The sequence below is a fragment of the Leptolyngbya sp. FACHB-541 genome (genome assembly GCF_014695875.1).
Taxonomy (GTDB): Bacteria; Cyanobacteriota; Cyanobacteriia; order Elainellales; family Elainellaceae; genus JAAUTN01.
The window spans coordinates 149,727-164,897 of sequence record NZ_JACJPC010000141.1 but is presented as its reverse complement, the minus strand read 5'-3'; the positions used below and the strand labels follow the sequence as shown (position 1 = coordinate 164,897).

Here is a 15,171-nt window from a genome sequence, read left to right as displayed (position 1 = left end):
AAGTGAAAAGTGACTTTTAATTCAAACCTTCAACAGAATTCTACTCGTTTTTTGTTTATAGATGGGCTGAGAGGATTAGCTGCAATTGCTGTTGTTAGCTACCACTTCTATGTAGGAAGTCCACTTCGAGGGACTTTGGCTGGAATCTTTCCAAAGCCATTTATCCTTCTTTTAGAAGAAGGAAGATTGGGCGTTGAAGTATTTTTCGTCATTAGTGGTTTTGTAATTGCTTATAGTTTGCGAAAGACTGCCGCCAATTCACAAAATCTTAAAAGGTTTATTTGTCGCTTTTTAATTCGACTCACCCCTTCTTACTGGGTCACAATCTTTCTAACAGTTATTATAAATTTAACTTCTAATTTTGTCATAACTGATCGAATTGCTCCAATTCCAAATTTAGAAGAAGTTGTTGCTCATCTCTTTTATTTGCAGAATCTATTTAAATACGAACAAATTGTTCCAGTGTTTTGGACACTTTGTTTTGAGGTTCGATTTTACTTTCTTTTTGCCACTTTACTAGTGTTACTCACTTAATAGCTCAAAAAAACAATTAATTTGAAACGCTCAACAATTTTGCTAGGCGTTTTTGCGCCATTTGGATTGCTATCAATTTCACTGACCTATCAAGCTCCTGCTGGAGAAGTTTTCCTTTCTGAATGGTATATATTTTTGTTGGGAGCAATAGTATGTTGGGTTTTTGAAGGCAAAATTAACTCTATCTGGCTTTGGATATATACAGTGGTAGTTGGGGTTACTCTTTTTCCTTCTTAACAGCTAGAACTCATCGCAGCGTTGACAACGGCGTATTCTATCTATTTTGCTGCTCAGTATAAACAACTTTATAATTGGCTCAACTTTGCCTGGCTTCAGTATTTTGGAAAAATCTCCTACAGTTTATATCTGATTCATTTAGTAACAGGTATGAGATTAATTAATATTGGATGTCGAGCAAATTACGACTCGGGACTTTTATCCTTTTTGTTATTCATAATTGCTTTTGCTGTAAGTACATTATCAGCACACATACTATATGTTTCAGTGGAGAAACCTAGTATGAAAATCAGTACAAAGATACGCTGAGTAACTACTGACTGAGTAGAATTATCATTATTGAAAATGAACACTTGCGAAGTTACCGCTGTAATACCAACATACAATCGTTCTAAGCAACTTCTGAAGGCTATTAATAAAATTCTAGAGTGCGATCCACAGCCTGAAGAAATCATTGTCCATGTTGATGCTAATGATACGGCTACCCAAGTAGTGCTTCATAGCAGCAAATTCCAAAGTGTTAAAGTTATACAAAGTGCAACTCAGGTTGGACCTGGAGGAGGGCGAAATAAGTCGATTGCCCGTGCCAGAAATCCCATTGTTGCTAGCTTTGATGATGATTCTTATCCGATTGATCCAGATTATTTTGCTCGGTTGCTTCAGTTATTTGAAATCTTTCCAAAAGCGGCCGTGATTGGTTCTGCTATTTTTCATCAGAATGAAACCGTTACTCCTGATGAGTACACTGCAACCTGGGTCGCAGATTTTGTAGGATGCGGCTGTGCTTATCGCAGAGATGTTTTCTTGCAGACCAAAGGATATGTACAGCTTCCTGTTGCTTATGGAATGGAGGAAACTGATCTGTCACTTCGATTACATCATTTAGGTTGGGGGGTTCTGCAAAGTCCGTGGCTGAGAGTGTTTCATGACACAAAGCTAGAACACCACAGCAATCCTAAAATCACAGCAGCTAGTATCGCCAACCAAGCGCTGTTGGCGTATCTCAGATATCCTGCCACTTTGTGGTGGTTGGGTGGAATGCAGTGTCTTAGCCGCATTTCCTGGTTAATGCGACATCAGCGGTGGAACGGAATTATGACAGGTTTATTTTCAATTCCTGGATTGATTCGGCAACAGCACCACCATCGCCAAACCGTTTCCTCTCAATCGCTATTGTCTTACCTGCGGTTGCGTCGCGGTGGAACTTCCGATATTCCCACTCTGGAAGTGCTATGAAACATCCATCCTGGATTTGCTGCCAGCTTGGCGCACGAGAACACTATGCGATCGCGCGATCGCTTTATCAAGCTGGCAACCTCTCTCTCCTGATCACCGATGCCTGGGTTAAGCCGCAATCGCTCCTAAACTCATTTCCAAATCCGTTATTGAAGTCGCTACAAGAGCGCTTCTATCCAGACTTAGTGGCGGCTCCTGTTGCATCATTTACGGGTTCACTGCTTCGGTTTGAAGTGAGTCACCGAGTTCGCAAAACTGGGGATTGGGAGCGCATGATTGCCCGAAATCGCTGGTTTCAGAAACAGGTAATTCGACATTTGGAAGCAATTCAATCTCGTCGTCCTTTCAAAACTCCGCCTGTTTTATTTACCTATAGCTACGCTGCTCTTGATATATTGTGCTACGCCAAATCTAAAGGCTGGATGACAGTTTTAGGACAGATCGATCCAGGTATTTTTGAAGAAAAAATTGTTTTAGCAGAACATCAAAAACATCCTAATCTTGCTTCAAGTTGGCAGCCCGTTCCGCCTAAATATTGGGAAGATTGGCAAACAGAATGTACATTGAGCGATTGCATTTTAGTTAACTCAAATTGGTCAAAGCAAGCTCTTCAGCAAGTAGGAATTGATGAGCAAAAAATTGAGGTTGTACCGTTGGTTTATACACCACAAAGTGTAGCAAAGAACTTTCAACGAACCTATCCCGACCGCTTCTCCCAACAACGTCCTCTACGGGTTTTGTTTCTAGGGCAGGTGATTTTAAGAAAAGGGGCAGCGGCACTTTTGGAAGCAGCAAAACTGCTGCAAGATAAGCCGATTGAATTTTGGATTGTAGGTCGATCAGAGGTCACTTCAACGGACACATGCAGTCACAATATTCGCTGGATTGGGGCTGTTTCTCGCAGCGAAACGGTGAAGTACTATCAGCAGGCTGATGTCTTTTTGTTTCCTACCCTTTCGGACGGATTTGGCTTGACACAACTTGAAGCACAAGCCTGGAAACTTCCCCTGATTGTTTCAAAATTTTGTGGAGAAGTAGTCATAGATGGCATTAATGGAAAGGTTTTACCGGAAGTGACGGGAGGGGCGATCGCCATCCTACTCCAGAGTTTTGTAGAACAGCCGCAATTGCTCTTAAAGCTGTCCCAATCGTGCCATTCTCAAACTGTTTTTGGCTTATCAAAACTTGCAGAGCAACTTCAAGCCTTGACCTGAGTAAAACCGCTATTTAATTTCTAAATGATTTTTGGCAGCAATGGAAGAAGTTAATTTACGCCCACTTAATATCGTTTTTTACTCAATTGTTCCCTCACCTTACCAGAGGGATTTGTTCTATGCGTTGTCACAACACCCAGAGGTTAATCTGCAAGTCTATTATTTGGAGGCAGAATGTGCAGATTCTCCCTGGTCGCAGAAGGCATTACAATCTTACGAAAAGGTTTTGCCTGGGCTGTTTTTGGCTTGGGGATTGTCTCGGTTTCATCTCAACTGGCATTTGCCTAACTTACAGGATGTTGATGTTGTAATTCTCAACGGCTACCAAAATTCAACTTCGCAGCTTTTACTGTGGCTTCATGCAGGTCGAGTTCCCTGTATCTTTTGGGGTGAGAAAATTGTTGCGGCTTCAAGTGGCATCAAAAGCAAATTGCAAAAGGTTTTAGCTCAGGCATTAAAGCGGTGTTGGGCAATTGTGGCAATCGGTTCACGCGCGGAACAGGATTATCAACAGCGATTTCCACATCATCCTATTTTTAATATTCCCTACTACTGCAGCCTTTCAGATTTTCAAGTAACGGTTCAACGTCCGCGTGAGCCAGTGACAATTCTATTTTGCGGACAAATGATTGAGCGTAAAGGTGTAGATCTGTTGCTGCAAGCGTTCGATCGCCTCCTAGGAACAGGAGTCAATGTGCGGCTGCTGTTGGTTGGACGTGAGGCAGAACTGCCAGAAATGATGCGATCGCTCTCCCCTCAAGCAAAACAACATATTGAATACGCAGGCTTTCATGATCCAGAGTATTTACCTCAATTTTTTGAGCAAGCTGATTTGTTTGTGCTGCCAAGCCGGTATGACGGTTGGGGCGTAGTCGTCAACCAAGCATTAGGGGCTGGACTGCCAATTATTTGCTCAGATGCGGTTGGTGCGGCTGAGGATTTGGTTGATCCAAGAGTGAATGGAGCGATCGTGCCTGCGGGCGATGTGAGTGCTCTATATAATGCCTTGGCGCAGTACGTTTGTGATTCGGAGGCAATTGCCAAAGCCAGTCGAGCATCACTTGCCAAATCAGCAGCCTGGACACCGGAGGCTGGGGCAAAACGTTGGGTTGAAGTTTTTCAAAAAGTTACGGATTTGACCCTTACCGATAGAAAAGGGACTTAGAGCCGCTTACTCGGTAACTTTTCTTACATGACTTCCCGCCGCCTTCGGATTTTATTTCTCGCTTCCTACTTTCCCAAACCTGACAATTCACTCATGGGAACGTGGGCATTAACTCAAGCACAGGCGATCGCCCGTCAGGATGTTGAGCTATTAGTCGTGTCGTTCACCTCTTGGGTTCCTAAAGTTTTAGCGAGAACTGCGGGAGCAAAAGCCTATGCTGATTGCCCAAATGAGTTTATTTGGCAGGGCGGTGTTCGGGTGCGTTATCCCCGCTGGCTCTATTACCCTGTGCCGCCTGTCAAATCCTGGATGTACACTCATTCTGAACCCTACTTAAAAATGGCGTGGTGGTCGGCACAGCAAAACTTCCTTTTCCTTATGGAAGACTTTCGACCGGATGTGATTTTTTGCCATCACGCCCTGCCTAATGGCTGGATGTTAACCCAGCTTCCCTCAGCTCTCCAAAAACCCCTGCTCACACTGGATCACGACTTTAATGAAATTACAGACTGTCATCACTTGCCATTTCGCAAAGCAGCGATGCAACGTGTCGCAGATCAATCCTGGGCAATGCTGGCAGTGTCCAACCGAATGAAGAATGACCTGAATCAGCTATTTCCCAAAACTCGCATTCAAACTCTTCACAATGGAGTTGATCCTCTACCCGATCGCCTGTTTCAGCAGAACCGTCCATTAGAGTTGAAGCATAAGAAAGTTATTCTCTGTTGTGCGCTGTTCGCTGAACGAAAAGGGATTCCAATTTTAGTGAGAGCGTTTCGCCAAGTTAGCTCACACCATCCTGATGCAATTTTGCGAATTGTGGGTTCCGGACCGGACGAAGCAGTGATTCAAGCAACGATCGCTGAATTGAATCTAAGTAATCAGGTTCAAATGGTAGGACGTAAGCCCCATTCCGAGGTGCTGCAAGAAATGGTTTGGGCGGACTGTTTTGCCCTAGTGGGATGGGATGAACCCTTTGCAACCGTTTACCTAGAAGCAATGGCAGCCGGAAAACCCGTAATTTGCTGTAACGATGGTGGCATCACAGATGTACTGCAAGATAGAGTTCACGGTTACACCGTTCCACCTAGATCAGTTGAGGCAACTGCGAATGCACTCGATCGAATTTTAAGCAATGAAGCGCAGCGGATTCAGATGGGACAAAATGCCCAGCGATTGATCCAACAACATCTTACCTGGGATGTGAAAGCCGAAGAACTGGTTCAACTAATGGAAGCTGCTGTCAGCACTCATCAACAACTGAGCCTATCTACCGTAAAACAATGACAAACAATCATCAAGATTGGCAAGCGATCGCATGGTCAGATGAAGCTGAAGAGGCTGGGTCTATCAGTGATTTCCGGATGTATACCCCACCTTCCCCATCAATTGCGGGCACGGTTTGCCTGCTGTTTGGGGTCGTATTGGGATATAACCTTTATCCTGCTGAGGAAACGCCTTCAACAATGGCGCGAGTAGCGGCGATCGCAGTTGGTGTTGCCTTTCTAATTAGCGTTTTCTTTGACAGTCGTAAAGGTCTACGTAACTTATTTCGAACAGATCTGCTCTGTTTGCTGGGGCTATACGCTTTAACTCTGGCTGAATTTCTCTTTCCCCAAGAGGAGTTCAACAACATGGTTGACACGACTGGAACTGCTAATGCCCTAAACCTAGTGTTCATAGGAATAGTAGGACTAATCATTGGACGACATTTGGTTGCTCCGACTCCTGTGCGATCGCGCTGGTTAAATCTTGAAGAAATAACAAATTCTACTCTCTTTTGGGGTTTGCTCCTGGCAGGGTTTCTTGCATATCTGTATATGCTGATGTCAGTTCAGTTCGATCCTGTTGCTTTAATTGAAGGGATGCTAGGGCCTCGCTTCTCAGAACCTTGGGGACGCGATCGATTAGGTGGATGGAGTAGCCTGATTATTGAGTTGAATCTGCTTTCCTATGCTATTCCCCCCCTGACAGCCGTTGTCTGGAACCGCCGTCAAATGTTTCCACTCTGGCAACTGCTGATCATAGGCAGCATCTTTACGCTTGTCATGTTTCAAGCCTTTGCAGGTGGAACGCGCAACATTTTCATTGCCCATATTTCAACATTTGTTATGAGCTATCTGCTCACGCTCCCTCGTAACAATTTTAGAAATACAGTCATTCCAATCCTACTGGCAGGTTTTATCGCAGTTTATGGCTCTTACCACATGTTGGAGTTCAGAACGATAGGGCTTCGCAACTATATCACCAAGCAGGTTTATGCAAGCGGAGAGACACGAGAAACCCTAGCAGTTGACTACAACTTATCGTCAATTGCACCTCTTATAAAGGCTATGCCTGCCAATCACCCTTTTTTGGGACTTGAAGTGCTTTATGTTGCTGCAATTAAACCTGTGCCAAGGGCATTATTCCCTGCTAAACCTGAAGGTTTGAGCATCAGCATTGAAGAAATTGTAGGAGCAGAAGGTTGGACGGTCGCTACAACCTACTTGGGTGAAAGCTACATGATGGGGGGGTGGCTGGGAGCACTTGCCATGTCTCTATTTTTTGGAGCATTAGCAGCCTGGTGGAATCGGATGGCGATGCGCGAGCAGTCTGACTACGCTTTGGTTGTGTATGCGCTAGGATTCTTTGCGGCAGGAATCACCATGCGAAGTATGTTTTGGTTAACGACCGCTATCTTACCCGTCATTGCTTTGATCGTTTTTCGCAATTTCACTTCCGATCGCTAGCCTGTCATGAAAATATTGCACGTCATCCCCGGTCTCAGTCCAGCATTAGGGGGACCACCTCAAGTTGCTTTAAATCTAGTGAAATCGCTGCGAGATTTGGGAGTAGATGCAGAAATTGCAACTACTAACTTTGACCATCCCCACCCATTAGACGTGCCACTCAATCAGCGAGTGGATTATACGTTTGGCTCTGATTCTTCGGATTCTGTACCCGTCTGGTTTTTACCCTTCAATCCACCTGCGTTGAAGGAATTCATCTTCTCCAAGGCATTAACGGATTGGTGCTGGAAACATATTCCTAACTATAACGTACTGGATAATCATTATCTGTTTTCCTATGCACCGACCTGTGCTGCGGCGATCGCCCGTTGGCACCGGACTCCCTACACAGTCCGGGTAATGGGGCAGCTCACGCCTTGGGCACTGGCTCAGAGTCGTTTGAAAAAGCAGCTTTATTCCACTTTAATTGAACGGCATAACCTCAATGCAGCTGCCGCGATTCACTGCACTACACATCAGGAAGCCGCAGAAGTTCGTCACTTTGGCATTAAAGCTCCAACCGTTACTCTTCCTCTGGGCGTTCATGCTCCTGCCCCAAACCCGGAAGCGCGATCGCAGCTACGCGCACAGTATCAGATTTCAACAGATACTCCAGTCATTCTGTTTTTATCACGTTTGCATTACAAAAAGCGACCTGAGTTATTGCTGCAAACTTTGCACCAGTTGAAACAGCAAAATTATCAGTTTCATCTATTAATTGCAGGTACAGGTGAACCGGATTACGTCCAGCAGTTAAAACAGTCAACTGCCTCTCTGGGTTTGACGGACAATGTTTCATTTACAGGATTAGTCCTTGGTGCAGAAAAAGATCGGCTACTCCAGGGATCTGATTTGTTTGTATTGCCTTCCTATTCGGAGAATTTCGGTATCGCGGTTGCGGAAGCTCTAATTTGTGGTTTACCTGTGGTTATCACTCCCGGTATTCAAATTGCTTCTGATGTTGCAACGGCAGAAGCAGGACTGGTGGTTGAAGGTGCGGAAAAACCTTTGGGAGAGGCGATCGCCCAACTCATAACTAGTCCGAAACTGCGTCAAGAACTGGGCGAACGAGGACGCGATTTTGCCAAGTCCCAATATTCCTGGTGCACCATTGCTCAAAATCTAATTCCGGCTTACGAAACGATTGCAAAGCAGAAGAGACGGCCTTGCCTGGACATATAACTCAAATGTTTGATCAAATGTCAACACCAGCAGCAGCATACATTTCGCCAGATTATCTCAAGATGGCAAGGTGGAAGGATAATATTTTATCTTTTCCCATTCAAAATTCTTCTCATAGCCTCATCGCCAACAGCTACTATTTCGGTCATCCCGTGTGGGCAAGAAACTACCTAGCGGTGGTTCATCGAGACCAAAAGTTTCAGGAACGCTGGTTTGCTGTCACGGGCAGTTGGCAGGACAAAATCGTCGTTGATATTGGCTGTGCGCCCGGAAATGTTTATGCATCACTGCGCGATCGCGTGGGTGTACCAAAGCTGCTGCTGGGGGTTGATGTCTCACGGGGAGGACTGGCGATCGCCCAGGAGTTGGGCTACGTTCCAATTCTCGCAGATGCCCAAAAATTACCCTTAAAGTCAGGCTTTGCCGATTTAGTCGTCCTCAACGCTGCCTTACATCACTGTGACGACATGCCAAGAATGTTGGCTGAAGCGGCGCGTTTGGTGCGTCCAGGTGGTTTGCTTGTCACTGATCAAGATTTGCAGCAGACCATGTGGTGCAACAACTGGATCGCTCACGCCATCTGGAATCTGCGCTTACCGATTTACCGTTTCTTGAAGCGTGGAGGACACACTACGGGCGAGGAGCAGCACTGGTGCCAAGCAACTGAAGTCCATCACATGCCGGGAGATGGCGTAACTGAAACTTTTTTCCGAGAAATCTTAGAACCAATGGGATTTGAGGTCAACTTGTATCCACATAACCTGAATGTTGGCGCTGAAGTTTTGCAGAGTGAACGCGGTAAGCAGGCGTGGAATGTTGGACTGGCACAAAGGCTGAGCGGTCGCGATCCTGATTCAGTTGAGGGCGCTCTGGTGATGCTGTGTGTAGCGAAAAAAGATCTAGCAATACCTTGCGTAACAACATAGGGGAAGTGACTATCGCTAGAATATTTTCTGTAAAAAAATTGCGGTTGAAGTTGTTGGGGTGGGCGGTCGCTGCTCTAGTGGGATTTCTGTTAAGTGTGTTGCTCATCATTCCACTTCGACTAGCGATCGCCACTCATAAGGCTCCCCATCCCCAAGCCATTCTGACACTAGGCGGCAACCCTGCTCGTGAGGAAGCAGCGGCTCAACTGGCCAGATACCACCCATTCTTAGAGGTTTGGGTTTCGACGGGTGAAACTCCTCAGGACGCGCAGGTAATTTTTCGAGCAGCAGGTGTCTCAGATAATCGAGTACACCTGGATTACCGTGCAGTAGACACGGTTACAAACTTTACAACACTGGTTTCAGACTTTAAGCAACACCAAATTCACCACGTCTATTTAGTCACATCCGATTTTCATATGCCCAGAGCAAGGGCGATCGCAACGGTTGTGCTGGGCAGTCAGGGAATCACATTCACTCCAATTGCAGTTCCATCCACTCGACCTCAGGAGTCATCAATTCGCATTGTGCGAGATGTAGGGCGATCGCTCCTGTGGATTGTCACTAGACGAACGGGGGCAACCTTTTGGGAACGGATTTCCAGTCGGCAGTAGGCTTAGTGTGAGTGTTTTTAGTTGAGTGTTTCGCTCGTACTGCAAACATTTTGTTCACATGGGGCTGTTCCATTTCCGCTACCCTGCACTAGCACTATAAATAAAGAGAATTTCTGATGTTCCTGCTGAGATGTGAAGTATAAATGAACTTGACATTTCAGTATATACACAGAATTAAATATGATTTATTTTACTAAATGAGTCCACTGGTACCACTAGAACCTCAGCGCTACTTGCCTCTTGTTGCCTGATCTTCTAGAAATGGTAGATAGATACTGTGCATTACTAGTTTCGGGTGCGATCGCTACAGCTAACCTGTTTCTAGGTATCCAGATTCTTCTAAATTTACGGCATTCAGAAGATTGAGTTTTTAACTTGAAGATTGAGTTTTTAACTTAACGATTGTCGTTTTAGTTGATTGGGGCGATCGCGTCATTCGTTCACCGTATATTTCTTGTAGGAAAACTATGAAAAAACACCTTCTAACTGGTGTACTTGCTCTTGGCACCTTGACCGTCACTTCCTTTTTGCAATCTGCTCCAGCCCAAGCATTGAGCTTTAATGGTAGCAATGTAACCATTGATTCTGTGGATGCTGGTCAATCTTTCCTTGTTAACTTTGACGGCAATGTAGAAAAGACCAACATTCCTGGATTGACATCTCAAGCTACCTTTACATTTAATGGGTTTACGACTGTAGGAACTCGTACTGAAGCAGCCTTCACCGTGCTGTTAAAGAATATTTCCTCAATTACCTCTAGAACTTCCGCTCTGGGTTTTGATGTACCAAATTTCACGTTGAACGGTGTTGGTAATGATTCTGGAGCTTTGTCTGGGCGAACTCGTGTGTCTGGACTATTTACGAACGACAGAGGCGGTTCGCTCCCAAATGGTTTCGGAAACATTGAGGTATGCTTTACAAGTGGACCTACTTGCCAAGGAGGTGCTAGCGGCGGCGTGTTCAACAACAGCAGTGGTACGTTTAATCTTGTTCTTGCCCTCAATAGCAACAATCAAACCGTTAATTCTCTCACTTTGAACAATTTTGGTGTTCGTTACCAAAGTATTCAAGGTGTCATCATTGATGGCAAGCAGCAAACTAGTGGAACTGGGCGGGGAACCCCAACACCCGTTCCTACTCCAGCGTTAATACCCGCAGCACTTGGCATGAGTGCGGCACTCCTCCGTAAGAAAAAGCAGGAGGAAGAGGCAGAGAAAGCCTAATTGCCTAAGAATTGTGGATTGAGTAACCTACAATTCTTGCGTAGTGGTATGACAGAGCTAAAATGGTGTATTAGCTTGGGATGGTGCTTCGACTTCGCTCAGCACCCGATCCTGGAGGGGTGAGCGAAGTCGAATCCCAGACTATTGCACTACTTCAGCTGTGTCGTACGCCTACAAAATTTGATGTTATCTAATTTCCATTCCTAAGTAAGTTCTATTGGTTTGGAAGTTGGAGTAATGAGTTATAACTAACATCTAACTCATTCCGGCTTAATATTTTTTGTAGTACTGCTTAGTTTATTCAGTTACCTCACTTGCGAACGCACCACAGAGAGGAGTGCGATCGCTTTCTATTCCCCACTCCACTTGCCCCTACCATGATGCAACTCGACAGCTACACCGTTCGCTCCTACACACCGGGCGCACCGCACTGGAAACAGATATTGTGGTACTTTATCGGCTCACCTTTGGTACAGAGCTATTGGTTGCCCATGTCGGCATTCAAAGTGTGGATTTTGCGCTGTTTTGGTGCCCAAATTGGTCAAGGAGGGCGTATTAAGCCCGGAGTTCGAGTTAAGTTTCCCTGGCGGCTGACCATTGGCGATCATGTGTGGCTAGGAGAAGATACCTGGATTGATAACCTTGCCCCCATCACAATTGAGAGCCATGTATGTATTTCGCAAAATGTCTACCTGTGTACAGGCAATCATGACTGGAGCCATCCTCACTTCCAGCTTAAGATTGGAGCTATTCACATTGAGACATCAAGCTGGATTGCAGCGTGTGCTGTCATTGGCCCAGGAGTGACGGTCGGCAAAGGGGCAGTGTTGGCACTGGGTGGTGTGACGGGGCGATCGCTCGATCCAATGACAATATATTCTGGAAACCCAGCACAGCCTGTCAAAATACGAAAGATGACCGTGCTGCAAAACTAAGGGGAAGTTCAATCCTCATCTTCCCTAGATCCATTACCTGAGCTCGACTTCATCTGTACAGGGACTTTTCATTTGACGTGGGGACACACTAGTGCGGTTGAAGAAGCAAAGCTAAATCTGGCTTGCTTTTTTGCCTCAAGCCAGATTGACAATGCTAATGGACAGATGCTATCCCACTGAGTAAATTCTCCCCGTAATTCTACAACAGAGGAGATTTTGCTTGGCGACACAGAGAATAAGAGAGCGATCGCCCATCCTCTACAAATTCCCGCAGCTTAATTAATACCGGGATTCTGTGAGCTTGAAGATCTCCTGCGTTACACTCTATTATCACTCGCTGCAAATAGGTAGTCTTCCCTGAACCGGGTTGACCCACTATCATCAGATTTGTATCTTTCGCCAACACCTCTAACCCTGATACTCGTTGCGCCTCACTCGGATCGATGCGATTGAGGCTGCGATGACTGAAGTATCCTTGCATTTTGGTCGTGATCTTCTGCCATAGGTCATTCGGTCCTGATCTGCGACTGCTGCTTAACTCCTCCAAAATATCGATATTGACAAACAACTCTCCCAGCGGCACCCAATAGTCCACGCCCCAAAGCGGCATCGTACCGTGTAACTGCTGAATGTCATCATGAAGGCGCGATCGCACCTGCTGCACTAAATCATCGACTGAGGCGATCGGTGGGAGCGGTTTGGGAAGTGCATGAAGCTCCTGAAGAACCGGGATGATAGTTTGAATCGTATTGGCATCGACACCCTGATAAATACGATCGCCAACGTGAATTTCTCCCCCACTGATTTGCCCTACATTGGTGTTGAACTTACCATCCTGATGTGCAATTAAAATAAAGTTGTACACTCAAATTGCTCAAAAACAGTTTAGCCTTGAGAAAGATTAAAAAGCAGCAATAATTAAAGTTGTACACCATCCTTGTAAAGAGGGCTTTTCTTCAGTAAATAAAGTTTTACACCGATCAAAGTCTATGAAAATAAAGTGGTAACGGTTATGCTCCCGTTGGCTTTCAATTTTCTAACATCTTAAGTAGAAACTTATAAATCTCGACCATTGCTAATGTGTCCAGTTGACAGTAGGATTTCAAATCGTTAATCATTTGAGTCCTTTTTGCCTCATCCAAGCAGATCAGCATTTCTTCCCACACTGCTTGGGCTTGATCGCCTCGTTGGATGGTCTGCGACTTATAGCTGAGATTAGAAACGAGAATAGGAAGGACGTTTTTGATTGAGGTAGAACCTCGGAAACTAGGATGCTTGTAATGATACTTGAAGATATCTTCTAGATCCCAAAGACGATTAGCGATCGCTACTAATTCCGAAGCGTGCTCAGGAAAGTCTCCGGCAAGTTTTCGAAGCGAACTTGCTTCAAAAGATTTGTGGTAAACAACAATGGAGCCTATGGAAGCAATGTCTGTTGTCAAGGCTGCAATAAGGGATGGTCTGGGATCAGACTGGTCAGTATGTAGGTATTCGTGATGCTCTACGGAGCCATCAGATTGGAGAACATGACAACTGTATTGGAAAGAAAACTGCTCATAGGGTTTGAGTCCATCAAATCTCGGAATAGCTGGATTTTGTGCTTCAAAGTCGAAGAAGTGGATAGGGTGCTCAAGTTTGGCAAGGCTGGCAACGATCGCTGCTTTATCAATTACAGGCTGGTTGGTAAGAACACTATCAACGTAGGTACGCTGGTTGTCTGAAAGGGCATAGCTAAGTGGAAGGTCTGCGATCGCCAACACTCCTTGAGCAAGCAGCGTATCTTTCTTCTTCCAGTCCAATCGAGGGATGGTGAAGATAGAGACTTCAGGGACGTGCTGCCAGCAAGTTTGCGTGAAAGGGCAAGGGTTGGGGCTAGTACAATGTTTGCCGATCGCCAATGTTGGTTCTAGGTTTTCAGTCAAGGTCACCCTGAATTGCTCAAGTTGTTTGGAAACTTCAGACAAAAGCCGATCGACTTCTTCAGTGATATCTTCGATTACAAAGAGGTCTGTCAGGTTGGGAAAGCAGCAGGTCTGAGTATTGATATGCATTAGCTTCGTTTTACCAATAGGTAACCCTGCCTCAATCAAAACGTATTTTTGAAGAGCTAAATCCCACTGATGCTCATCTTTGACTTTGCTGGAGGATTTGACCTCAATCAATTCCCAGGTAACTGCTGAAGTTTTCTGAAGAATGTCGCATCGAATGAACAAGTTATCAAAACTGAAAGCAGCTTCAAAAAGGCAAGCTACTCCAGTCGCGATCGCTTCCTGAGTGGCTTGAAGAGCCTCGTTTCCGTTTCCCACAATCAATTGCCCATTAGAAAATTGCTGACGGGCGTAATGTCCAACTTCCTTGCCCTGGTCGATGATGCGTTGCTGGGCTGGGGAGAGAGCAGTGGCTTGCTGTGGCTCCTGCACTTCCAACCAAAGTTTCTTAAGGCATTGCAGCCCGCTCATAAAGTTGGATTTTTTCAGGAGGGCAGCCATATTTTGTATCGTGGAATTTTAGACTCTGTTCAGAGTTAGAATTCCCGATTCAGGAGGCTGACGTTTGAATGCATGAAATCTTTTTGGGGAAGTACCTAACTTTGCAGGAATTTTGCACTTGTACGCAAACGTACAGGAAGTATGGCGATCGCATTAATTCATATCCGGAAAATCCGGAAGAAACAATTCTATCTCTAAAATCTCTCTGTGAACACATTCTTGACCCTGTGATTGCTCACTTCGGTAGAGAGCGGTTTCAGTTGACCTATGGGTTTTGCTCAAAAGATTTGAAGCGGTTTCTGGCTCAGAAAGACCCGGAGACAGGCATAAAGAATGGTCGGGTTGATCCAAGCCGAGATCAGCACATGGCGCATGAGAAGAACCGGAATGGCAAATATTACTGCGATCGCCTCGGTGCTGCCTGTGATTTTTGGATTGTGGGACTGGAGAGCGATCGCCTTGTGGAGTGGATTTTGGAACAACGATTGCCGTTTGATTCGCTGTACTACTATGGGGGCAATCGATCTATTCACATCAGCTACGCTCCTCAGCAAAGACGGGATATTTGGACGTTTACAGCCGGAGGGGTGCCAACGAGGAAGGGTATTGAAAGTTGGATAGAGACAGTTAAGTGATTAAATTGAA

General features: G+C 45.4%; 14 protein-coding genes. 12 read left to right on the top strand and 2 right to left on the bottom strand.

Going from position 1 to position 15,171, the window contains the following annotated elements; translation table 11 throughout:
- The first annotated feature begins 9 nt into the window (after window positions 1-9).
- From H6G00_RS31565 to H6G00_RS31515, 11 genes are all read left to right on the top strand, one after another.
- Window positions 10-534: an acyltransferase gene (locus H6G00_RS31565; RefSeq protein WP_190799749.1), complete on the top strand. Its 525-nt coding sequence runs from the start codon at window positions 10-12 to the stop codon at window positions 532-534.
- Between the two features lie 582 nt (window positions 535-1,116).
- Window positions 1,117-2,007 carry a glycosyltransferase family 2 protein gene (locus tag H6G00_RS31560; protein ID WP_190799748.1) on the top strand — a complete coding sequence of 297 codons (891 nt, stop codon included), beginning with the start codon at window positions 1,117-1,119 and terminating at the stop codon, window positions 2,005-2,007.
- Window positions 2,004-3,221, top strand: coding sequence for a glycosyltransferase family 4 protein (locus H6G00_RS31555; RefSeq protein ID WP_190799747.1), 1,218 nt, complete (start codon window positions 2,004-2,006; stop codon window positions 3,219-3,221). Before H6G00_RS31560 ends, H6G00_RS31555 begins: the two co-directional genes overlap by 4 nt.
- Before the next feature lie 40 nt (window positions 3,222-3,261).
- Window positions 3,262-4,386, top strand: a complete 1,125-nt coding sequence (locus tag H6G00_RS31550) for a glycosyltransferase family 4 protein (RefSeq protein WP_190799746.1) — start codon at window positions 3,262-3,264, stop codon at window positions 4,384-4,386.
- 27 nt (window positions 4,387-4,413) lie between these two features.
- Entirely contained in the window at window positions 4,414-5,673 is a 1,260-nt protein-coding gene (locus H6G00_RS31545; RefSeq protein WP_190799745.1) for a glycosyltransferase family 4 protein, read from the top strand.
- Window positions 5,670-7,118 carry an O-antigen polymerase gene (locus H6G00_RS31540; RefSeq protein WP_190799744.1) on the top strand — a complete coding sequence of 483 codons (1,449 nt, stop codon included), beginning with the start codon at window positions 5,670-5,672 and terminating at the stop codon, window positions 7,116-7,118. The genes H6G00_RS31545 and H6G00_RS31540 overlap by 4 nt, the downstream gene beginning before the upstream one ends.
- A 6-nt stretch (window positions 7,119-7,124) precedes the next feature.
- Window positions 7,125-8,339: a glycosyltransferase gene (locus H6G00_RS31535; protein ID WP_190799743.1), complete on the top strand. Its 1,215-nt coding sequence runs from the start codon at window positions 7,125-7,127 to the stop codon at window positions 8,337-8,339.
- Window positions 8,340-8,356: 17 nt separating this feature from the next.
- Entirely contained in the window at window positions 8,357-9,265 is a 909-nt protein-coding gene (locus H6G00_RS31530; protein ID WP_242042614.1) for a class I SAM-dependent methyltransferase, read from the top strand.
- 11 nt (window positions 9,266-9,276) lie between these two features.
- Complete coding sequence (locus H6G00_RS31525) at window positions 9,277-9,879, top strand: YdcF family protein (RefSeq protein ID WP_347278252.1); 603 nt, start codon at window positions 9,277-9,279, stop codon at window positions 9,877-9,879.
- Window positions 9,880-10,346: 467 nt separating this feature from the next.
- Window positions 10,347-11,102 carry a cistern family PEP-CTERM protein gene (locus H6G00_RS31520; RefSeq protein ID WP_190799741.1) on the top strand — a complete coding sequence of 252 codons (756 nt, stop codon included), beginning with the start codon at window positions 10,347-10,349 and terminating at the stop codon, window positions 11,100-11,102.
- Window positions 11,103-11,482: 380 nt separating this feature from the next.
- Window positions 11,483-12,037, top strand: coding sequence for a WcaF family extracellular polysaccharide biosynthesis acetyltransferase (locus H6G00_RS31515; protein WP_190799772.1), 555 nt, complete (start codon window positions 11,483-11,485; stop codon window positions 12,035-12,037).
- 199 nt (window positions 12,038-12,236) lie between these two features.
- Here H6G00_RS31515 and H6G00_RS36925 read toward each other — a convergent pair whose 3' ends face one another.
- Window positions 12,237-12,902: an NACHT domain-containing protein gene (locus H6G00_RS36925; protein WP_190799740.1), complete on the bottom strand. Its 666-nt coding sequence runs from the start codon at window positions 12,900-12,902 to the stop codon at window positions 12,237-12,239.
- Window positions 12,903-13,065: 163 nt separating this feature from the next.
- Window positions 13,066-14,526, bottom strand: a complete 1,461-nt coding sequence (locus tag H6G00_RS31505) for a DUF2779 domain-containing protein (protein WP_190799739.1) — start codon at window positions 14,524-14,526, stop codon at window positions 13,066-13,068.
- A gap of 77 nt (window positions 14,527-14,603) precedes the next feature.
- Here H6G00_RS31505 and H6G00_RS31500 point away from each other — a divergent pair, with 77 nt between their 5' ends.
- Window positions 14,604-15,161 carry a hypothetical protein gene (locus H6G00_RS31500; protein WP_190799771.1) on the top strand — a complete coding sequence of 186 codons (558 nt, stop codon included), beginning with the start codon at window positions 14,604-14,606 and terminating at the stop codon, window positions 15,159-15,161.
- Window positions 15,162-15,171 lie beyond the last annotated feature (10 nt).